At 46.0% G+C, this 19,838-nt stretch carries 27 protein-coding genes; 16 read left to right on the forward strand and 11 right to left on the reverse strand.

Annotated features, from left to right (window positions below; translation table 11 throughout):
* Window positions 1-21: 21 nt before the first annotated feature.
* Window positions 22-792 carry a glycosyltransferase gene (locus tag NZ952_06540; protein ID MCS7120839.1) on the reverse strand — a complete coding sequence of 257 codons (771 nt, stop codon included), beginning with the start codon at window positions 790-792 and terminating at the stop codon, window positions 22-24.
* A 412-nt stretch (window positions 793-1,204) separates the two neighbouring features.
* Here NZ952_06540 and NZ952_06545 point away from each other — a divergent pair, with 412 nt between their 5' ends.
* The 3 genes from NZ952_06545 (at window position 1,205) to albA (ending at window position 3,450) form a co-directional block, all read left to right on the forward strand.
* Window positions 1,205-1,906: a glycosyltransferase gene (locus NZ952_06545; protein MCS7120840.1), complete on the forward strand. Its 702-nt coding sequence runs from the start codon at window positions 1,205-1,207 to the stop codon at window positions 1,904-1,906.
* Between the two features lie 226 nt (window positions 1,907-2,132).
* The gene (locus NZ952_06550) at window positions 2,133-2,900 is read left to right on the forward strand and encodes a hypothetical protein (protein MCS7120841.1); all 768 of its coding nucleotides are present in this window, start codon (window positions 2,133-2,135) and stop codon (window positions 2,898-2,900) included.
* Window positions 2,901-3,189: 289 nt separating this feature from the next.
* On the forward strand, window positions 3,190-3,450 hold the full coding sequence (gene albA / locus NZ952_06555; GenBank protein ID MCS7120842.1) for a DNA-binding protein Alba: 261 nt from the start codon (window positions 3,190-3,192) through the stop codon (window positions 3,448-3,450).
* A 68-nt stretch (window positions 3,451-3,518) separates the two neighbouring features.
* Here the strand turns inward: albA and NZ952_06560 are convergent, their stop codons facing one another.
* Window positions 3,519-4,379 carry an OB-fold nucleic acid binding domain-containing protein gene (locus NZ952_06560; protein ID MCS7120843.1) on the reverse strand — a complete coding sequence of 287 codons (861 nt, stop codon included), beginning with the start codon at window positions 4,377-4,379 and terminating at the stop codon, window positions 3,519-3,521.
* 197 nt (window positions 4,380-4,576) lie between these two features.
* Between NZ952_06560 and NZ952_06565 the strand changes: the two genes are divergently transcribed.
* The 3 genes from NZ952_06565 to NZ952_06575 all read left to right on the forward strand — a co-directional run bounded on the left by NZ952_06565 (window position 4,577) and on the right by NZ952_06575 (window position 5,933).
* A complete protein-coding gene (locus tag NZ952_06565) occupies window positions 4,577-4,843 on the forward strand; it encodes a DUF131 domain-containing protein (GenBank protein MCS7120844.1) in 267 nt (88 codons plus the stop codon).
* Between the two features lie 134 nt (window positions 4,844-4,977).
* A complete protein-coding gene (locus NZ952_06570; GenBank protein ID MCS7120845.1) occupies window positions 4,978-5,253 on the forward strand; it encodes a DUF131 domain-containing protein in 276 nt (91 codons plus the stop codon).
* 116 nt (window positions 5,254-5,369) lie between these two features.
* Window positions 5,370-5,933: a cob(I)yrinic acid a,c-diamide adenosyltransferase gene (locus NZ952_06575; GenBank protein ID MCS7120846.1), complete on the forward strand. Its 564-nt coding sequence runs from the start codon at window positions 5,370-5,372 to the stop codon at window positions 5,931-5,933.
* On the opposite strand, the gene NZ952_06580 is transcribed toward NZ952_06575, so the two are convergent.
* The 7 genes from NZ952_06580 to NZ952_06610 all read right to left on the reverse strand — a co-directional run bounded on the left by NZ952_06580 (window position 5,930) and on the right by NZ952_06610 (window position 11,011).
* Complete coding sequence (locus tag NZ952_06580; protein MCS7120847.1) at window positions 5,930-6,109, reverse strand: hypothetical protein; 180 nt, start codon at window positions 6,107-6,109, stop codon at window positions 5,930-5,932. The two genes, NZ952_06575 and NZ952_06580, sit on opposite strands and share 4 nt — an antisense overlap.
* A 70-nt stretch (window positions 6,110-6,179) precedes the next feature.
* Entirely contained in the window at window positions 6,180-6,596 is a 417-nt protein-coding gene (locus NZ952_06585; GenBank protein MCS7120848.1) for a hypothetical protein, read from the reverse strand.
* 57 nt (window positions 6,597-6,653) lie between these two features.
* Window positions 6,654-7,523, reverse strand: a complete 870-nt coding sequence (locus tag NZ952_06590; GenBank protein ID MCS7120849.1) for a metallophosphoesterase — start codon at window positions 7,521-7,523, stop codon at window positions 6,654-6,656.
* Window positions 7,524-7,536: 13 nt separating this feature from the next.
* A complete protein-coding gene (locus NZ952_06595) occupies window positions 7,537-8,349 on the reverse strand; it encodes a D-fructose 1,6-bisphosphatase (protein ID MCS7120850.1) in 813 nt (270 codons plus the stop codon).
* A 296-nt stretch (window positions 8,350-8,645) separates the two neighbouring features.
* Complete coding sequence (locus tag NZ952_06600) at window positions 8,646-9,449, reverse strand: DNA primase (protein ID MCS7120851.1); 804 nt, start codon at window positions 9,447-9,449, stop codon at window positions 8,646-8,648.
* Between the two features lie 32 nt (window positions 9,450-9,481).
* Window positions 9,482-10,738, reverse strand: coding sequence for an adenosylhomocysteinase (ahcY, locus tag NZ952_06605; GenBank protein MCS7120852.1), 1,257 nt, complete (start codon window positions 10,736-10,738; stop codon window positions 9,482-9,484).
* 105 nt (window positions 10,739-10,843) lie between these two features.
* A complete protein-coding gene (locus NZ952_06610) occupies window positions 10,844-11,011 on the reverse strand; it encodes a DNA-directed RNA polymerase subunit P (protein MCS7120853.1) in 168 nt (55 codons plus the stop codon).
* A 173-nt stretch (window positions 11,012-11,184) separates the two neighbouring features.
* Here NZ952_06610 and NZ952_06615 point away from each other — a divergent pair, with 173 nt between their 5' ends.
* Window positions 11,185-12,153 (forward strand): polysaccharide biosynthesis protein, encoded by a 969-nt coding sequence (locus tag NZ952_06615; protein MCS7120854.1) that lies wholly within the window; start codon window positions 11,185-11,187, stop codon window positions 12,151-12,153.
* 45 nt (window positions 12,154-12,198) lie between these two features.
* On the opposite strand, the gene NZ952_06620 is transcribed toward NZ952_06615, so the two are convergent.
* Window positions 12,199-12,690, reverse strand: a complete 492-nt coding sequence (locus NZ952_06620; protein ID MCS7120855.1) for a hypothetical protein — start codon at window positions 12,688-12,690, stop codon at window positions 12,199-12,201.
* Complete coding sequence (locus tag NZ952_06625) at window positions 12,687-12,968, reverse strand: hypothetical protein (GenBank protein MCS7120856.1); 282 nt, start codon at window positions 12,966-12,968, stop codon at window positions 12,687-12,689. The genes NZ952_06620 and NZ952_06625 overlap by 4 nt, the downstream gene beginning before the upstream one ends.
* A 232-nt stretch (window positions 12,969-13,200) precedes the next feature.
* Between NZ952_06625 and NZ952_06630 the strand changes: the two genes are divergently transcribed.
* From NZ952_06630 to NZ952_06670, 9 genes are all read left to right on the forward strand, one after another.
* Complete coding sequence (locus tag NZ952_06630; GenBank protein MCS7120857.1) at window positions 13,201-13,410, forward strand: ribbon-helix-helix domain-containing protein; 210 nt, start codon at window positions 13,201-13,203, stop codon at window positions 13,408-13,410.
* Window positions 13,388-13,798 (forward strand): hypothetical protein, encoded by a 411-nt coding sequence (locus NZ952_06635; GenBank protein ID MCS7120858.1) that lies wholly within the window; start codon window positions 13,388-13,390, stop codon window positions 13,796-13,798. Before NZ952_06630 ends, NZ952_06635 begins: the two co-directional genes overlap by 23 nt.
* 32 nt (window positions 13,799-13,830) lie before the next feature.
* Entirely contained in the window at window positions 13,831-14,772 is a 942-nt protein-coding gene (locus NZ952_06640) for a glycosyltransferase family 2 protein (GenBank protein ID MCS7120859.1), read from the forward strand.
* Between the two features lie 30 nt (window positions 14,773-14,802).
* Window positions 14,803-15,324: a metal-dependent hydrolase gene (locus NZ952_06645; protein MCS7120860.1), complete on the forward strand. Its 522-nt coding sequence runs from the start codon at window positions 14,803-14,805 to the stop codon at window positions 15,322-15,324.
* 66 nt (window positions 15,325-15,390) lie between these two features.
* Window positions 15,391-16,848 carry a DUF1616 domain-containing protein gene (locus tag NZ952_06650; GenBank protein MCS7120861.1) on the forward strand — a complete coding sequence of 486 codons (1,458 nt, stop codon included), beginning with the start codon at window positions 15,391-15,393 and terminating at the stop codon, window positions 16,846-16,848.
* A gap of 136 nt (window positions 16,849-16,984) precedes the next feature.
* Entirely contained in the window at window positions 16,985-17,380 is a 396-nt protein-coding gene (locus NZ952_06655; protein ID MCS7120862.1) for a hypothetical protein, read from the forward strand.
* A gap of 23 nt (window positions 17,381-17,403) precedes the next feature.
* Window positions 17,404-18,375, forward strand: a complete 972-nt coding sequence (locus tag NZ952_06660) for a CPBP family intramembrane metalloprotease (protein ID MCS7120863.1) — start codon at window positions 17,404-17,406, stop codon at window positions 18,373-18,375.
* Window positions 18,376-18,454: 79 nt separating this feature from the next.
* Window positions 18,455-19,417: an NAD-dependent epimerase/dehydratase family protein gene (locus tag NZ952_06665; protein MCS7120864.1), complete on the forward strand. Its 963-nt coding sequence runs from the start codon at window positions 18,455-18,457 to the stop codon at window positions 19,415-19,417.
* Window positions 19,418-19,481: 64 nt separating this feature from the next.
* A partial coding sequence (locus tag NZ952_06670) for a HEPN domain-containing protein (GenBank protein MCS7120865.1) occupies window positions 19,482-19,838 on the forward strand: 357 nt, incomplete at its 3' end.

The raw sequence follows: 19,838 nt of genomic DNA on the forward strand, positions 1-19,838 counted from the left end.
AAGTTAACATAAAAACGTCCATTAAGAAACCCTATCTTGAACATATCCACGAATCATCCCCATCTTAATATACTTGCGTATTACTTTGGGGTAATATCCGAACTTCTGCTCATCATATGGAACTAACCTTGACCTATACCATTCTTCAGCGATCTGATCTATGTTGTCAACTCCTAATTTCGCTTTTGCATATTCTTCAAGGCTGGAATATTTCTTATAGGCCTCTGATTCAATGCACCATTCACGCCAGAAATTTAACATCAAAAAAACCCTTTTGCCGGACTTTAAATGGCAGTTAAATATGTACGCCTTCCGTAAGTAAACAGTGACGCCGATAAACCTAGGAGCCTCGTCTCCCTTGCGGATGTGAAAGGTACCATTATTATGGAAGAGAAAATGATGGGGCGCCATCACAGGAAAAACTTTGTCTGTATGAAGAAAATCACCCCTCAAAACAATTTTTGGTGCCGCATATACAACATTCTTCAGTCTCAGATATTTTCGAAGATGGAAAATACTATTGGGCCCGTCCGTATGAAAAACTTCGTCACCATCCTGAACCAGTATCCAATCTTCATCAGCCTTTTGATATCCGAACAGCCTCGCTTCTGGAAAGATGAGGTGGGGCTTGATATATATGTCCATTGCAAGTTTCCATTCATCCCTACATTTTTTTAGGAGTTCAATAGTCCCGTCTTCAGAGCCCTTGTCGACAATTATATATCTGTCAACAAAATCTTTCGTAGACTCGACCGCCAATAAAACCATTCGTGCTTCATTCCATGTACACATAACACAAGCGATGGAGTTCATTTCAACTAAATATTACGGTTTGTGGCGTTTAAGAATTTCTTACTGACCTCTCAATACTCCAGAATTGTTTACAAAAATTTGAGCTTGGCTTGAGAAGTTCTCACGCGCAGAGACATTATTAATTTTGCGGAATCAACGTTGTTTCGCACCATTGATTAGAGGGTTGAAAATCGTTGAATTTATCTAATCGAGTCGCCTCTAAGATTCTCTTAATAAGGTTGTGATGTACTAGAGAATTTAAAATATAAGCAGGAGAGAGTATGAATGTATTCAATCTTTGAAAAATTATCGCATATATGGCGCGGATTTTTCTATATGCTGACAAGTAAGTGTTGGCGAACCTATTCTAAACCAGTCATGTTTTGGAGATTTAGTTTCGGGCTGATGGAAAATGAAAGTTGATGTGCTTATTCCGACAAAGGATCCTGAAAAGATCAGGCCAAGACTTCTTCAAACCTTAAAAAAGGCAAGTTGGGTGAACAATATTGTTTTGGAAACATCAAAGCCTCTTTCAATTGCGCGGGCCATTGGAGCGAGAAAGTGCTCAACAGAGTGGATCGCCATGTTCGATGATGACGTGGAAATACCGGAGAATTGGTTTGAAGTAGTATCCAAATACATAGGGCCTGGCATTGTAGCAATTTCCACACCCTCATTTGACGTAAACAACATTCATATGATGGCGTACAAGATTGTAGTAGATAAAATAAGACCGCTTCACACAAGAGATACACCATTTATAGACAATACCCTGATAAGAAGAGACATTCTTCTCAATTATTATCCTCCGCCTGTTTTCTATGGTGAGGATGAAATCCTATACCGCTTTGCTAAGAAAAGAGGAAGATGGGTTCATCCTCCTCCGTGTGGAGTTAAACATTTTCTCATGGTCAAGAGCAATGTTGAGGAGGGATCAATTAAATGGCAGCTTGGTCTTTATCCGCTTCGCAGATTCGTAAGAAGCAGGCTGGCCTACTTCCTCATTCCGATTTTAGCTATTGCATATTCTCATACACTAAGAACTGTTGTATTTTTTTGGAGAATAAATATCAAGATCTTAGCTGGCTATATGAAGGCGAGGATTGGATTATAGGATGAGTATACCTCTACGCTATTTCAAAAAAACAATCTAATTATTATCTATGGAGTTAAAGTTGTGGATTATGAGGATTATGGAGAAAAAATAGATCATAAAAAATTTAAGATATGTGCCCTTCCTTATTTTTGGTGGCAAGTGTACTTTGGCTCGCTTTGTCATATTATACGCATTTCACAAGATTGACTCGCTATCTTTAAATAGACTAAGAATTCTTAGAAGGATGAACCCTGACGTCACCTTTGTCCCGTTCTTTGGTATTCGACAAAAAATATATTTCCCCACACTTATAGATCTGAAACGCGCTCCTGCTAGGATCTTAAATCTTTATTTTCTTAAATTCAAGACAGTATATGATCTGTCTCATTATGTAAATAAGAAATTAGAATCCTTTCGCAGAAAAAGTGAAATCGATAAAGTACGCAACGCTTTAGAAGAAATCTGTTTGAGTTTATACTGTGATTATACCCCATTAGGCTATTATAATCTAGACTTGGCAATCAGAAACTGGTTTTCAGTTGAAGGCAATAATCTCGACTTTGACTTTTTAATCTTTTTTGAATATGATATGTATGCCACAAAACCTATAGCGCATCTTTATGCGAAATATACAACTTATGACGCAGGTTTTGTGGGCTACGGGAAAGTTGATTCTTCTTGGTACTGGTATAATAGACCTCCCGGAGCAAGAAAATCTATAATATCTTGGCTTGTTAAACGTGGGCTAAAACCGTATTTATATTGTGGCGTATTTGCTGGTCACATGGTTTCGCGTGAGGTTTTAACATGCCTAGAAAAAACGCCCCTTCCTTATGGATTCTGTGAAATGAGATGGCCTTCAATCATTGCTGGTTTGGGATTTAAATGTACTAACCTAAATTTTCCTATGGTCAGATATGGAAGGCCTATACATAAGTCTGAGATTATAGCTAACGAGAGATTAGGGCTTTTTCATCCAGTATATGAAGACATTGATCTCTCCACTAAATAACTTAAAATATTGATTCCCGGAGGAAGCTGTCATAGCCTTATTATCGATGCCCAACTGTTGCTTTCTTTGCTGGGAAGATCCTAGGGCTTCTACTTTATTCTTGTTTGGGTATTAAAAAAGAGAGAATATAGAAAGCTATAAGTGGACATAGATAGTTTCATATGTGTGTTTAGGGCCACTTTGGGTTTCAAGAGGAAAGGAGGGATCCTAAGTGTCTAGGAAGGCTGAGAAAAAGGTCGAGAAGAAGGCTGCTGAGGCCAAACCTGAAAAACGAGGCGAAATTGAGAGCATGGTGCTGATTGGGCAGAAGCCAGTGATGAAGTATGTGGTTGCCTGTTTGACTTCGTTTAACGCTGGGGCGGAGAGGGTTATCGTTAAGGCTAGGGGGAGGGCGATTAGCAGGGCTGTGGATACGGCTGAGCTTCTGCGTCGCGCCTTTATGAAGGATGTTGATGTGGAGAGGATCGAGATCGGTACTGAAGAGATGGAGAGGCCTGATCGACCTAAAGCGAATGTCTCGACGATGGAGATAGTGCTGGTGAAAAAATAAACCAGACGGAGATTAGCCTTTTTTAATTATCCTTTTATTTTTAGCCTATTTAGTCTTGTATTCGGCTTTTAGTAAAGCAGTTCTTGAGGTTTCTTTTTTAGAGCTATTATGTCTGTGGATCTGTCGGCGTGAAGCTCTGGTCTTCCGCCGATCGAGTCTTTGACCCTTGCGCCCATAATCTGTATGTATTCTCCAGTCTCTATGAATGCTAGCTCTTCTACTTTGTCATTCCAGAGGACGAGCATTATGTTGGCCTCATCATCCTTAAGTTCGATTCTTCTCACCTTCCCTTCGCTGCCGTCCTCACGCTTGAATGCGGATGCTGGGTAGATTTGACCTACTAGACCAATGGTGTTCACCATTCTCTCATCACCACTTATGTCACTTATTTTCTTGATGAATTTGGCTAGCGGCGGGAAGTCTTTTTCGCATAAGCTAGGGGGTTGAACCTCGATTTTCCCTCTTGAGGCGATATTAATCTCTAGCATCCCGTCCAAGCCTATTCTGACGTAGCCATGAGTGAACCTAACGATCTTTCCTATCAGTCCCACCGGATCTTGCAGCTCTGCATTCTCATTCCAGAGTATTACCCTAGCTTCGCCTGATTTATCAGCAACTAATAGTTGCCTAAATTTTCCTTCTGCTTCATCAGGCTTCAAGAATTTTTGAAGTGGACAGACTGCTATAACTCTACCGGAGACTGTGACGTCGCCTAATCCGGAGACTAGGCTTCCGATGGGCATGTCGCCCTCGAACTCAAGTCTTGGATGGTCGGCGCCGATTTCCGCAGCAATTAGCCTAGCTGCAGCCTCAGCTGTTAAAAAGCCCTTTGACCTACCAATCTTCTCCTCAATCATGTTTATTACTTCTTCACGTGTCAATTCTGGACGTGAAGAGATGATCCTACAGATAATCTCTTCTATGCTCAATTGAAATCAGACAATCTTGAAGAATGTAGGTGAATTAAAGCTTATTCTTTCCCTTTGGAAAGACGGTGGGAAAACTGTAATCCTCATGCTTTAATGATGAGGCATTATATTATTGCTACTTAAGGGCTGATAAACTTCGATGTGGCGGGTAACTTTATTTGGCACTTTCTAAAAATTATCTCTTGGGGCTGGAGGAAATGGCAGTTTCAACATTCTTCTTTGCTTTAGGCTTCGCGCTTATCCTTATAGGTTTTGTGATCGTTACATTTTCGGTTATGCTTTCCATCATGAAGGGTGTGCGGAAAGGTGATAGAGCGAGAGTTGGAGGTCTCATTATGATTGGTCCGTTTCCAATAGTTTTCGGCTCGGATAAGGAGACGGTGAAGACCATTATCCTACTCTCAATTGTTCTTTTGATTCTTGGAATCGTGTTGATAATTCTTCTCCGCCAATATGCGATCTAATTTTGGAGGGATAAGTTACGATCAGAGTTTGTGACGTCTGCGGCAAGAGGAATGCCAGGTATGTTTGTCAGGAATGCGGACGAAATGTCTGTGAGAGATGCTTAGAGCCTCATACTTGGCTATGCGCTGAATGCTTGAAGTCGGCTGAGGAGGGAATAGAGGTTCAGCGGGTCAGCCTACCCGTATCAATTCGGGCTCTAATGATAGGCTTTGCGCTCATATTTGCTGGCACAATAATCCTGATGCTGTCCTCTTTTATTCAAGGGTTCACGGGCTCAGCGGGGCTTGTCGTCTTTATCGGCCCAATCCCGATAATTTTTGGAGTTGGGGAAGCAGTTCTGCCTATCCTAATACTTGCTCTTCTGCTCACAGCGATTGGCATAGCATTTTATCTTATCCTAAGAAGGTGAGTTGCCTATTTTGGTGTGATCATCGTTGATCCATTTGCTTCAAAATCCAACGGAATTTTACCATGTAACTTTTTGGTTTAAAGCGCGTGAACATAATGGGAAAAAATGAGGGAAACATGGTTGGCAGCTTAGAAGGGCAGAGAAGGGCGACGAATAGGAGTAGGAGGGGTCTTATTCACTTATATACGGGTGACGGTGAAGGAAAATCTATAACAGCTTTCGGGTTGGCCTTAAGATCTGTTGGTCATGGCTATAAAGTTATTATCATCCAGTTTATGAAGGGACGTAAGGATATTGGAGAGTATAAGATTAAGGATAGGCTTAGTCCCGAATATGAGATTTACCAGTTTGGGCGTAAGGGGTTCGTTGACCTTAAGAATCCCTTGCCCATCGACCGTAAGTTGGCAAATGAGGGGCTTGCCTTCGCTAAGGAAGCCTTGAAGAGAAAGCCGCACTTGCTGATTCTAGACGAGATTAACTTGGCGGTTGCCGCTGGACTGATAAGGGTCGAAGATGTTCTGAGCCTTTTGGACAGCGTCCCTCCATCGACAACGGTTGTTTTAACGGGTAGGATGGCTCCAAAGGAACTTGTTGACCGTGCGGATCTTGTGACTGAGATGCGGGAAATTAGGCATCCGATGAGAAAGGGTGTACCTGCACGCAGGGGGATCGAGTATTAGAAGTTGAGCCACATGATGCTGGCTGAGAGGCACCTCTTAAAGACTGCAGTCCTTTCCGGCTTTGCTTTCTCTTCTTTCTCCCCGTGCATCATGTATAGAAAGATCAGCAGTAGTGCAATGAATGTTAGACCCATCAGAATAAGCCTAATCATGGCGTAGTATTCTTCAACGGACATCGTCAACACGGCCTTCTAGCTATTTTTCAGTTCAGCATATAAGGTTGACGCTTCCTTTTTTAATCATCTTTCATGGAGCGTGACCTGTGCTTTTCCATTCTTTCATTAAAACATCATATAATTGGTCGTCTTCCTCTATTAGGTCGTAGCGCCCTAGGCATTCAGCTATCTTCTGGGCGATAAGATGATAGCACAGGTGCGCCTTCTTCTCCATGACGTTATAGTAAAAGTCGTTGCAGGAGCAGAACTCGGCTGCAGGCAAGATTAGATAGTCACGTTCTCTCCCAACTACTATCCAGACGACTCTATTGCTCGGCTTAAAGGTATACTTCTTCACCCTTTCCTCTTTAAGGGCTTCCCATGCTTTAATGAAGCGGGAGCCGAAGACCTCTGTCAGATAGTTTAGCATGTCGCCTGCGATTTTGCCCTCTTTTTTTGCCTCTTCACAGAGTCTGGCGAGAATTTCTGATTCCCTCTCGCCTTTCATTAGTTTAACCTACCCTAAAGTTATCTTCTGCCTGGAGATAATAATGTTTTTTGTGCATCAGCTTAGTGTTCTCAGCTGGCTGAGATTGCCTAGAAATGTTCCATCCAAGAGAATTATTTCTGCTTTTCCAAGATCTACGCTTCCTGAGCGCAGAACCGGACCAATGAATTCTTCGAATTTCTTCTGTCTTGAGAATGATGGAGTGTTGATTGTTTGTCCCCCTAGAAAATCATTGAATGATGGCATTATGATTAGGTTCTTCGTCCGGGCTTCTAGGTTAAACTCGGATCTTAGGATTTCTTCAATTTTTTTCTCTTCTTTTGCCTTCTTTCCATAATGTCGGAGCACGAATCTTGCCAGGTGGTTTCTATTACACGGGGCTTTTACCCAGACTTGTCTCGTGATTCGGAAGCCGAATGGGTCCCTGAAGCCTACTACTGGGTGAACGTGGCCTATTACAAGTGTTTCACATCTGAGTAGACTTACGTCTGGCCATGTGTGTCCATGGAAGAAGCCAACTTCGCCTATCACTGTTCCTCGAGTAGGCAGGATTTTAACGTTATCTGGAAGTAGCGCCTCTAAATTTCCATCATGATTTCCGAGTAAAACTTGGACTTCTGCTACATTTTTTGATATCTCTTCGAAGAAGAATGGGACGTCCTGCCACTCCTCCAGCTCAATCCTTGCTATGGTATGTTTGATGTCGCCTAGAAGTAGAACAAAGTCCGGTTTCTCGGAGGACATTATACTGAGGATCTTCTCAATGATCTTCTGGGTCTGCGATGGGACATGTACACCTTCTTCGGAGAGGGCAACCTCCCAGCCTATATGCAGGTCCGAGATTACGAGACATTTCTCGGAGCCTTTTCGGACTAGGAGTGCCGCGTGGGGAGTTAAAAGTTTTATTGAGGATGCAGATAGGCTCATCTGAAATTCACGGTTAACTCTTCTCTGAGATGAGGTTGGTTATCTCCTGATAGAGGATGCTGTTTGCCGCCGCTATTAGTGAGAAGTGTCTGATCTTGGTTAATGGTATACTTGAAAAGTCTTCCTCTTCGAGTAAGTTGAAGATGCCTCCTGCCTCTCTGATGATAAGCATGGCTGCAGCGAAGTCCAGTGTCCTGAGTTTTCCACGTAGATCTACATAGGCATCTATTTGACCTGATGCAACCATGCAGATTTCTAGGGATGCTGAACCGAATGATCTAATTCCCTTCGCTAATCTAATAAGTGGGATGGCTTTTTGCGCACTGCTAACAGCGCGGGATACATCTACGCATAGAACGCTCTCCTCTAACGACGATTTTTCGGACGTCTTAATCGTTTTTCCTTCGCATCTAGCGCCTTTTCCTTTTTCAGCTTCATATATTCGACCGTTATAGAGATTCATTACAATCGCGGTCTCGATTCCCTCTAAGCTGTCCTTTGGGGATATTGCGAGTGATAGTGATACAAATTCTATTCCTCTCACAGCGTTTGTGGAGCCGTCAACCGCATCCGAGATTATATAGAAGGCTGGGTTGGCGCCGATGCGCTTTACACCTCTCTCTTCCCCGATGAAAATGCATGATATATTGTTGCGTTCGAGATGGTCTATTATCGCCTGTTCTGCGACTTCGTCAATGAACCTTGTCTCGTCGCCTCCATATCCCGCTCCAACGATTCTTCCGGCTTCAGGCTTTCCGAGGATGGGGTTTACGGTTTGGTAGACTTCTTTGGCGATTCTTCTGAGAATTTTGAGGTTTTCTTTCAATCTTTCACGCTCTGGCAAACTTGTGAATTAGTAAGTTTGGTTCAATTATTGTTTACCCCTTAATGAACCTTCAGTTTGCCGCATTTGAGTGGTGGCGCGCCAAAATTATGCAACTATTTTATTTTGTTCCGCATTTCTTTTTCTTTACTTCTTTCGCCTTTTTCTCCTTCGCTCCATAATAGTAGTATTTCTTCTTTTTCTCTTCGCTCATAGAATCCAGGTTCTCCTCCGTTTTTGGCTAGATGAATTATTGTTTAAAAACTATTTAACCTTTGAGACCTTTTGTTTCATGCCGCCTAATCGTATCGCGCTTTTGTATATTGCTGGCTTCTCATTTGCCTCAGGAATTGAGGGATGCATCTTTCATCTGTTACCGGATCGAATCTTTCGATGTCTCTATATTCCAGTGGGATAACGATTCTGGAGACCATCCCGTGGAGGCTATATGGGAGCCTAATTAGCCTCATACTGCCAGATGTGACCCACTCGTCTATGTGAAAGCCCCTTCCTTTAATGTCTTCCGCCAGTCTTTTACGTTCTTTTGTAGTTAGCTTGTATGCCTCAGGGTCTAATACGTGGATGTGGAATCCTCTTCCCGAGTAGACTATTCTGACATCCGTGAACATCTTCTCGAGTTCCTCATAGAGCGCTGCGGTCTCCTCTTTAACCATGTTGAATTCTTTTTTGCAGAAGCCTAAGCCTTGATGCTTCTCCATCTTTTCTTTGAGTGTTCCGTGGATTGGGCATGTAATGTTTTCCGGGTCTATGTCGAAGGCGACTTCTTGGCCTGCTTCCATCCCCTTCTCATCGTATAGGTTTCTATCATAATAGACGGATTCCGGTCTGAACTCTATGATCTGTCTTCTCACATCTTCAAGGTCTTCGTATTCGTCTATCAGGATTGTGGTTGAGGCGTCATCCTCATATTCTTCGGGGTAGATTCCAGTATGCCTGCCGATGATCACGGCGAAGATGAGTCTGCTAACGGGTTGACTGAACCATTCTATAACCTTTTCTAGGCTGAATTCTTCCCTATAGAATATCTCCCTTTCACTGAGGGTTGAGTACCTCATGCCTCTAGGAAGGCGGTACCTCTTCAAGCCAATATTTCCTCTAGGCGAGCATTGGTGATCTAGATTGTTCCGGCTTCCCAGCTTGAGATGTACTGCTTCTGCTCCTCGGTCATCTGATCAATTTTTATCCCCATTCCTTCAAGTTTCATACGGGCTACAAGCTCATCGATCTCTGGTGGGACATTATAGACTCTTGGCTCCATCCTCGGCGCATTTGCTATGTACTCGACGCATAGGGCTTGGTTTGAGAAGGACATGTCCATTACTTCTGAGGGGTGCCCCTCGGCTGCCGCGAGGTTGACGAGTCTTCCCTCGGCGAGTAGGTAAATCCTTCTTCCATCTCTCAGCATGTACTCTTGTAGGTTGGGCCTTACTGTCCTTTTTGATGTTGAAAGTTCCTCTAGGTCGGGGATTTTTACTTCAACATTGAAGTGTCCGCTATTCGCGATGATTGCGCCGTCCTTCATCCTTGAGAAGTGTTCTTTTCTGATGACGTTTATGTTTCCAGTGACGGTCACGAAGATGTCCCCAACCTCGGAGGCTTCGGTTAGCGGCATGACTTGGAATCCGTCCATGACGGCTTCGAGGGCTCTTATAGGGTTTACTTCCGTCACGATCACGTTTGCGCCCATTCCCCTAGCTCTTAGGGCTAGGCCTCGTCCGCACCATCCGTATCCGCAGACCACAAACTTTTTTCCTGCCAGAAGTATGTTTGTCGCTCTGAGTATTCCGTCTATGGAGCTCTGCCCCGTCCCATATCGGTTGTCGAAGAGGTATTTAGTGTAGGCATCGTTTACGGCGATTATCGGGTATCTTAGTGCCCCTTTCTCAGCCATTGCTTTTAGGCGGATCACTCCTGTTGTTGTTTCTTCGGTTCCGCCCTTAACGTCTAGTAGGGCCTCCGCCCTTGATGTGTGTATGGTCGTCACGAGGTCTGCTCCATCATCCAGCGTTATTGTTGGCTGGTGATCGATTACCCGGTTCACACACCAATAGTACTCATCTGTTGTCTCACCTTTCCACGCGTAGACGTGAATGCCTTGCTTCGCTAGGTATGCTGCTACTTCGTCTTGGGTTGAGAGGGGGTTTGACCCGCATAGGGAGACCTCTGCCCCCCCTTCGGCAAGTGCTTCGACGAGCACGGCTGTCTCCTTTGTCACGTGTAGGCATGCTCCGATGTTAAGGCCCTCTAGGGGCTTTTCTCTTCTGAATCTTTCTGCAATTTTGCTTAGAACTGGCATGTGCATTGCAGCCCATTCTACGAGAAGCCTTCCATTCTCAGCTAGGCCTATATCTTTAACCTTGAATTCTTGCATCTGTCTCTTCTCCTTTCAAATCTACTTGGGCTATTATGAATATAAAAGGTGTTTTGAGTTATTTTTCGTCCGGGAGGTTTTGGGATAATCTGTTTTCATGTATGCCTATCTAGCCTTGATGCGTTTGACAATTGGCGGTCTAGTCTTTTTTAGGACGCGGTATCTGCAGTATGGGCATCTTATTCCAAGCTCAAGATCCGTTGAGCTGACTAGGGAACCGCATTTGAGGCACTGGTATATGAGGTTTGGGTGTTCTCTCTTTTCTTCTTCCATGGGATTTCACTCCAATCTCTGAAGGTCCTCCCATTATTTAGGCTTTACCTTTTCCTATTGTGTAAATAGGTTGAAGAGTGCGCTGATATTCGAGGGGATAATTTAAAAAGAGGTGAAGTGGAAAATAAGTTAAAACTGATCTTGAATTTAATGTAGAAGGAGTAGATTCGTGGTTGCTTGAGGTTCTGATACTTGCTGGTGGCGGCGGTCATACTGGCTACGCCTATGCTCTTGCTCAGGCGCTTTATGGGAAAGTTTCTCTATCGTTTCTTGTTCCAGAGGGGGACAGGCTGAGCGAGGCGAGGATGGGTAGGTTTGGAATAGTGGGAAAGCTGGTGAAGGCTCGCGGTCCAAAAACTCCCTTCTATAAGTTTGCCTGGGGTTTGGCTAAATCTTTCCTTCAGTCTATTTTCAGGGTGTCTAGGAGGGTTAATGTGGTTGTTAGTAGTGGGAGTAACTTCTGCATTCCGCCGGCTTTGACCGCCTGGTTTAAGGGTGTGCCAGTTGTGAATATTGAGAGTTCGGTGCGTTTTACTAGGGCCTCTATGACGGCGAGGATTCTCCAACCTTTTTCCGATCTTACGGTTCTGCAGTGGGAGGAGCAGAGGAGGATTCTTCCCGGCGGGGTTGTTGTTGGTCCGCTTTTGCCTAAGCCTGAGGTCAAGCCTTGGAGCGGCGGTTACATTCTTGTGACTGGAGGAACATATGGGCATAGGGCGCTCTTCGATGCTGTGATGAAGAGTAGTTTGACGAATGTTGTCTTGCAGACTGGTCAGGTTGATCCGCAGCCTTATATTGAGGCGCATCCCGAGTGGAGGGTTATCACTGTAACGCCTAGGTTTCATGAGCTCTTAGCCGGCGCGGATGTTGTGGTGACCCATTTCGGGTCAACGGTTCTGGATGCCCTTGTTTATGGGAAGCCATGCGTCATTGTGCCTAATCCCGAGTGGACCCGGACTGCGGGTGAGGAGGATGCGAAGGTTCTTGCGGATAAGGTGAATGCTGTTATGGTGAGCGAGATAAGTAAGGAGAGCATATTTGAGGCGATAGAGGAGGCTAGGACTAGGAGGGTGCCGTCTTTTCAGAATGGGGCTGAGAACCTTGCGCGTATGATAATTGATCTTGTTTCAGAGTCTTCTTAGAGCATCTGGAAAGATTGGTCTCTTTTAAAGAATAGAATTCTTTGCCTAGGTTATGGATACTCCGGCATGTATGCGTGCTGGTCTTTGGTTCTGCCGTTTGTAGATTAGTAGTAGGATGGCGGCTGCCCGCAGGTATATTGATGAGCCCATTAGGAGTGAGGTTACAGGGATTTTGAATATGCCTGCGTTGAATGTCCAGCTGTATGTGAGCCCTTTGAAGCCGAGTTGGAAGAGGTACCAGTCGTATAGGTTGCAGGGTCTCTGGAATAGGAGTATTCCGACTGGGTAATAGAATAGATCGTTCATTAGGCTTGCTGTGAGGCCTAGGCATAGGATTAGCTTCCATTCTTCTAGGCCTAGGAGGAATAGGAGGGGGATGAATGCGATGAAGTATGTGACGACAAGCCAGAGGTGGTATCCAGGTATGTTTGAGCCTGGCACCACAAGGTCGATATAGTTCACGTATATTAGGCCATGCAGGATGCTGAAGAGGAATAGTTTAGTTACCAGCGATATTGATGTCTCCTGTCTTTTCACCTTGCTCCACTGGCGTGTGCCTCCCCAGCACGTGAGCATGTGAGCACTTCGGGGTCTCTTAAGAGAAGCACTTCGGGCGTTATGCGCCCAGCCATATCATTAAGCTGCACATTCAATATTATCATGAGGTGAGATGCTAGGGATACTTTGCCGGTTCCTAACTTCGAGGCGGATATGGAGAGAATCTTTTTCAGGAGTTCTTTAGGCATCTCATCTGGTCGAAGTGTAACGCAGACGGTTGCATATCTTTCTTTTACTCTGTGGTCTGCGGTCTGCAAGGCTTCTCGTTAAGTATGGGTGTGGAAGAGTTCATAAATCGGTTATGAAGAGGAATTATTTGAGTACTTCATATAAGTGGTATACATATATTTAGTCTACATGGCTAGTTTTTTCTGTTCATGCCTGGTCTTATGAACTGGGTTGAGATTGTTCTACGGTGCCTATTTACCAACAATTATATATACTTGAAAAGCTTAATTTTGAAATCCCTTTGTGTTGGGTGCCCCTGCTTTGAGTAGTGCTAAAAAGAGGGATTTTAGTTCAGCATCCATTCCAATCAGCGTTCTTGAGGAGATAGATAGGTTGATCTGTGATCTTCGTTATTGGCCGAGCAGAAGCGCATTTGTCAGGGAGGCTTGCATTGAGAAGATTAGGCGTGAGCAGGAGAGGCTTATGTGCCTCAGGGAGGCTGGGCGTCGTGGGGAAGAAGGGTCAAGGTGAAGTTGGGTCGGCTGAGCTTGTGAGCATAATTTCGAGGGGCACTCTCGTTAGGGTTAGGGGTCTTGCCCTCAGGAGAGGGGTTTGGTTTAATGCGCTTAGCAGGGCTGAGCGTGCCATGGTCGACCTTACCATTTCATTTGTGAAGAGTGTCAGGAGTGCGGAGCTGGCCAAGGCATTGACGGCCATAGTCATTAAGTTGAAGAGGGCTTTGGAGAGTAGGGTTGAGGGCTTGGTGAGGTCATTTGGCCGCTCAGCTGCTATGAGGCTATCTTTCATAGCCCAGAGTTGGGGGAACCGTTTGGCGGGTCTCTGGGCTTCGGATGAGGGTTTCTCCAGATATTTGGCGATCATGTATCTTAATCAAGGTTTGGGGGTTGGTTCTATCTGAGCATTGAGAGCTCCTCAGAGGCTCCTACGCTTTTGCGTGTCTTCAAGAGAGTTGAGGCCTCTGGGCAGCCGCATTCTAGGATGGCTGACGATGTAACCGTTGTCCTTCCCACCTTGAATGAGGAGGATGCTATAGGCTCGGTGATAGATGAGATTAGGGGCGCTGGGTATGATAAGGTTCTGGTTGTTGATGGTTATTCTAAGGATAGGACTGTTGAGATTGCTAGGAGTAAAGGGGTGACTGTGATTAGCCAGCATGGTGAGGGGAAGGCCGGTGCGATTAGGACGGCGATTGAGAATGTGAAGACGAAGTATATGCTTGTTATGGATGCGGATGAGACTTATGATCCGAATGATATTTCTAAGATGGTTGCTGCTGCTTTGAGTTGCGGGGACTGTGATGAGGTGATCGGTTGGAGGCGGGACCGTAGGAATATCCCGCTGGCCCATAGGTTTGGGAATTGGGTCTTGGGTTTCGCTTTAAGCCTCATGATGGGGCGTAGAGTGAACGATCCATGCAGCGGGATCTATCTTCTCAAAACTGAGGTGGCTAGGCGGCTAGAGTTGACTGCTACGGGGTTTGGGGTTGAGGCTGAGATAGTTTGCCAGATATGTGCACATGGCAGGCTTGTCGAAGTCCCGGTGAGTTATAGGAAGAGGAAGGGTGTGGGGAAGCTGAGGACATGGAGAGACGGTCTTCATATTCTTGGCACAATTATTAAGATGATGTGGCTCTATAATCCAGTCTTCATGTTCTCCGCTTTTGCCTCGTTATCCGCTGTTCCAGGCTTGATCATACTCTTGCAGCAGTTGACCCTTAGGTATCTTTATGGCGCTGAGGCCTGGTCGCTTGGTTGGGCCTGGCTTGGGCTTGTTCTCCTCATTATTGGGCTTCAAGGCCTATCTGTTGCGACGATCTCTCTCCAGTTGAAGAGGCTTGAGCGTAGGATGTTAGGGACGATCGCCAGGTCTTAGCTATATTATAAATAATATGGAGCAGACGTGTTGGAACCTTTAATCCATTTTATTCTTCCATTTGTCGCCCTGACTCTTTCCGGCGTTGGGTGGAAGAGGTCTCTCCTCTTCTCATTCTTCGCTCTCCTGCCAGATCTTGACATTTTTATCCTTGTCCATAGATCGATCTCGCATTCGCTTCTTGTAATCTCTGGGGCTGCTCTGCCACTTCTATTCTTGTCACGTAGATTTCGTCCCGGGTTGCAGCGTTATGTCCTTTTAGCCTTCTTATGCACGGTTTCGCACCTCGTTCTGGATGTTTTTGCCGGTTACACGCCGATCCTTTGGCCGCTTTATATGCAGCTTGTTTGGGTTAAGGTGGAGTTCTCGGTGCATATGAGCAGTCTCCTAAGCGTGTCTTTGAATGCAGGTGTTGTAACTAAGCCTACAACCTTTCCGCAGTTGCAGTATATTGATGCCCCCCTCTTCACTGGCGAGGGGCTGATGGTCTCAGCGGTCTTACTTGCACCGATCCTGTACCGGGCGGTAGCCAGTTTTTCTAGGGCTCGTTAAGATAGATCTGAAGGTCTGGTTTTTCTTTGGTCGAGATTCTGAAACTTTGGTAGGAGGCTTGGTGTTTTGAGTTGGGTTCTTGATGAGGAGGTTCTTGCGGTCATATCGGCGATCGTGCTGGTCTCAACGGTCTTTGCGGTGGTCCAGGTCTTCAATGCTGGAAGAGTTGTTGAGCCTTTCTCCGAGCTTGGTCTGCTTGGTCCAGATGGATTGATCGGCGGCTATCCCAAGGAGGTTTCGGTTGGGCAGCCATTCCGTCTGAATGTATATGTTGGGAACCATGAGGGCAGAGTCATGTACTATTTGGTTCTTGTGAAGGTTGGGGATAACTCTTCGACGATAAATGATTCGTCCCCCCTCAATGCTGATGCCATTTTGGAGATTAGGACCGTTTTAACGCATAATTCTTCTGTGGTTGTCCCAGTCAATGTGACGCTTTACGAGCCTGGCTTGAATCGACGGCTTGTATTTGAGATGTGGATTTATAATGAGACATCTAGGGGGTTCAGCTATCATGGGAGGTGGAACCAGCTCTGGCTGAATGTTACCGGATCTTCCATGCAGAGCCCTAAGCCTTTAAGGGGTTCTATGGATCCAGTTTTGGGGGAGAAGGTTATTGCGGCTTATTTGGCTGTTAGGAGATCGGAGAATTCTGGCGGGGATGTCATGGGCATGGTTCGCCGAATCAATGAGGCTTTAGCATACGTTGATGTTGGTAGGCTGGAGGAGGCTGGCAGCCTGCTGGATAATGTTCTCTCCATGGAGGCTGATGTTTCAAAGGCTGGGGAGGAGGCGGCTAAGAGCAGGCTATATCTGATGGGTGGCGCTGTTGCGGCGGTGTCGGTGCTCTCTCTAGGATTATTCCTCTATCTTAGGCGGGGGGTCTGGCTGTTCTGGGCCCGCTTTTATGGTGACTATAGGGTTTTGTGGAGTGGCGGTGATGGCAAGCTGAACGGTGTTGAAAAGAGGGTTAGGGAGATTATTAGGGCGGGTGGGGATGTTAGGCTTGAAAACATCGTTAATGGTTGCCGTGACTTCTGCGAGGCCCAGAGTGCTGCGAGGGCGATCTACAAACTTGTTAGGGGCGGGGCCATTAGGCTTGTTGATCCTCAGCCTCCAATGGCATTCGGGAATTATCTTCGGTCAAAGCGTAATCTCGGGTTCATGTTGGCCGTGGCGGTTCTGGCCTTGAGCGTTATATCCGTCTACACGTCTAGCTTAATTCCGGCTCTGGCGTTTTTGAGGTATGCGCTTGGCTCCATCTTCGTCCTCTTTCTTCCCGGGTACGCGTTAATCGAGGCTCTCTATCCGAGGGGAGATGAGCTTAGCCCTTTGGAGAGGCTTGCGCTTTCTATAGGTCTGAGCTTGGCGCTAGTGCCATTGGTTGGGCTTGTACTCAATTATACTCCCTGGGGTATAAGGCTTGATCCAACTGTCTCAGCCCTTTCCATACTTACTGGTGGACTTCTCCTCGTCTCATCGTATAGGAAGTATCTTCTCTATAGGTCTGAGGCTTCTAGGTAGGTCGGGTATGGACGGCTATGTCTAAGGGGAGGGTCGCCTCAGATGTGGCGGGAAAGTTCAGAAAGCCTTAAATATATGGATCTGAAACCTGTATTTACAATACGGAGCACGGTTACGTGTTCTAGGGTTGATAATATTGGAGCGGAAGCTATTAGTCTTACTGGCCACTTTCGGCGTTCTGTCTATTCTCGGATGTTCTATTGGCGCCGCTCCAGTCTTAGGTTTGGTTTCGGTTATGGGGGTCTCAGTGCTGGGCTCCTCAGTTCTAGGTTCTTCAGTGCTGGGGTCTTCGGTCTTAGCCAGCACGACTATTGTCGAGGCGTACTCAGGCGCGGTTCAGCTGATGCAGCCGTTGATCAGTATAATTCTGATCTTACTGCTTGTTTATGTGGAGCTGACGGATCCTTCATATGGGAGTATTAAGTCCGTGTTTGTGGAGATTAGGAAGAGTTGGGCGTCTGTTTCGGCGATTCTGCTTGTTCTCTTCCTGATAATTGTCGGACTTAAGGTCTGGAGCATATTAGCGGCTTAGAAATTTTTGAAGACTGGTGACTGTTGTCGGGTTTATCTTCACATATTTTCTTGGCAGCGAAGTTGACTGGCTACTCTACGTTGGCAGTTCTATTAGTTTGGGCGGCGGCTTATGTTCCCCTCCTATTAAGTCTCGGATACAGCTATGAGCTGCATGTTGTTTCTTCAGTAGTGTTCACTTTGGCGGGTCTTTCCATTTTGTCAGCGTCTAGATCCTCTAGCTCCACACGCGTTAAGGTTCTCTTGTCGATTGTTACTTGTGTGGTGCTTGTTGAGGAGCTCCTGTTGAATAGTGTTTATGCTTTGTATGGCTTTTCATTCGCATTGGGCGGATTGATATTGTTGCCCCTTTTTTCAGTCAGGTTTCGTGGAGAAGGTTGGCTTAGGGTCGCTTTGGAGGCTTATGCCTTAGTATTTGCGACGAGGATCGTTCTTACACCGCTTCCGGCCGGTTTTCCGAATCTTCCAGCCTATTTGCCAACCGTTTATACACTAATCCTCTTAGGCGTCATCTTCTATATGGCTTCACGTGGGATAAGGTCTGTTGACGTAAGGGTTCATCTTGGCAGGTGTAGGCTGGCAGGGCAGTTGCTCTTAGGCTTCGCTGCGGGAGCCCTTGTAGGCGTCGTTGAGTATTTCATATTGAAGCCTAAACCCGTCTTATCAGGCGCTCCAGTAGTACAGACCCTAGCATATATCATCATAGTCCTGTCCATCATGGTTGGAGTCGTTGAGGAGTTTCTGTTTCGAGGGCTGCTCCAGACCTCGCTTGAGAGGGGTTTGCCGGCTTGGCAGGCTATAGGCTTCGCCTCGATCACTTTTGGGTTGATGCATGTTGGCTGGATGAATCCACTTGAGGTTATGCTTGCCTATGGTGCAGGGGTCTTGTTCGGCGTATTGGCTCTTCTTACTGACAGTTTGGTCTCGCCTATTACGGCGCATGCTGTTGGAAACTTTGTGCTATATTTGATCGTTATGGCTTCAGGTCTTATGTGATGCTTCAAAATTTGTCCATGGGTGTTTGCATGTTATGTTTTTATGCTGATTTTGAGTACGGGTTTGTGATGTGGGAATGATGGGGAAGGATGCTGGTTTCTTGCTGGTCACGGGTGGGGCTGGTTTCATAGGCAGCCACATTACGGATAGGCTTGTGGGTGATGGCTGGCGTGTGCGTGTAGTTGACAATTTTAGTAGTGGGAGACCTGAGAACATCAAGCATCTTATGGGTGACCCGAGGGTTGAGGTTTTGGATTTGGATCTTAAGGATGCGGGGATGGCTCTTGAGGCTGTTAGGGGCGTCGGCGCCGTCTTTCATTTTGCCGCTAATCCTGAGGTGCGTGTGAGCACTACGAATCCTGATGTCCACTTTAATGAGAATGTTGTTGCCACATTCAATCTACTTGAGGCTATGAGGAAGTGTGACGTTAGGGATCTTGTCTTCGCCTCTTCTAGCAGCGTTTATGGGGAGCCTGATTCCATACCCGTAGGCGAGGATGCTCCTATACGGCCAGTGTCGGTTTATGGTGCGAGCAAGGCGGCTTGCGAGAATCTCATCCATGCTTATAGCCGCCTTTACGGTTTTAGGGCTGCGGCTTTGAGGTATGCAAATGTTGTTGGACCCAGGCTTAGGCACGGTGTGGTCTACGACTTCATCGTTAAACTTCTTAGGAATCCAAGGAGGCTTGAGATCCTTGGCGATGGAACGCAGACACGGAGCTATATTCACATAGGTGACGCTGTTGAGGCTACTCTCACGGTCTGGGGAGGCTTGTGCTGCGGGTTCGAGGCTTTCAATGTGGGGAGCGAGGACTGGGTTACCGTGAGTGAGATTGCTGATTTAGTCGCTTCGGCGATGGGTTTAGATGGTGTTAGGTATGTGTATAGGCCTGTGCTTCATGGTGTCGGATGGCCGGGTGATGTGAAGCGCATAGCATTGTCGATAGATAGGCTTAAGGGTTTGGGGTGGAGGCCTCGTATGAACAGTAGGGAGGCGCTTCTAGAATCGGTGAAGTGCTTAATTCAAGAGCTCAGGGTGTGATGGGCACTGTCACATATTGTGATGGAAGCGCCTATAGGTTTTGATGATTTAATGGGGATAGAGCTTGTCTATTGAAGAGGCTGAAGTTATTAGAAAGAGGGCAGAGGCCTTCCTTGCGAATGCGCAGCATTTACTAGAGGTTGGCGAGTGGGATCTTGCTGTCTTCAGTTTGGAGCAGTATTGCCAGCTTATGCTGAAATATTTGATGATTGTCAAGTTAGGATCTTATTCGAGAACTCATTCGCTTAGGAGACTTATTAGGGAACTTGCTAAGATGGATTCTAGACTGCAAAGTCTCGTGGATGATGAGGATAAATTGCATTATGTCGCTCATCTTGAGGAGGCGGACCTTGCGTCGAGGTACTTTCCATATAGGTTTGAGGAGAAGGAAGCTCGGAGTCTATATAGGTTTGTTGTTGAG

The organism is Candidatus Bathyarchaeota archaeon (assembly GCA_025059045.1).
GTDB lineage: Archaea > Thermoproteota > Bathyarchaeia > Bathyarchaeales > DTEX01 > JANXEA01.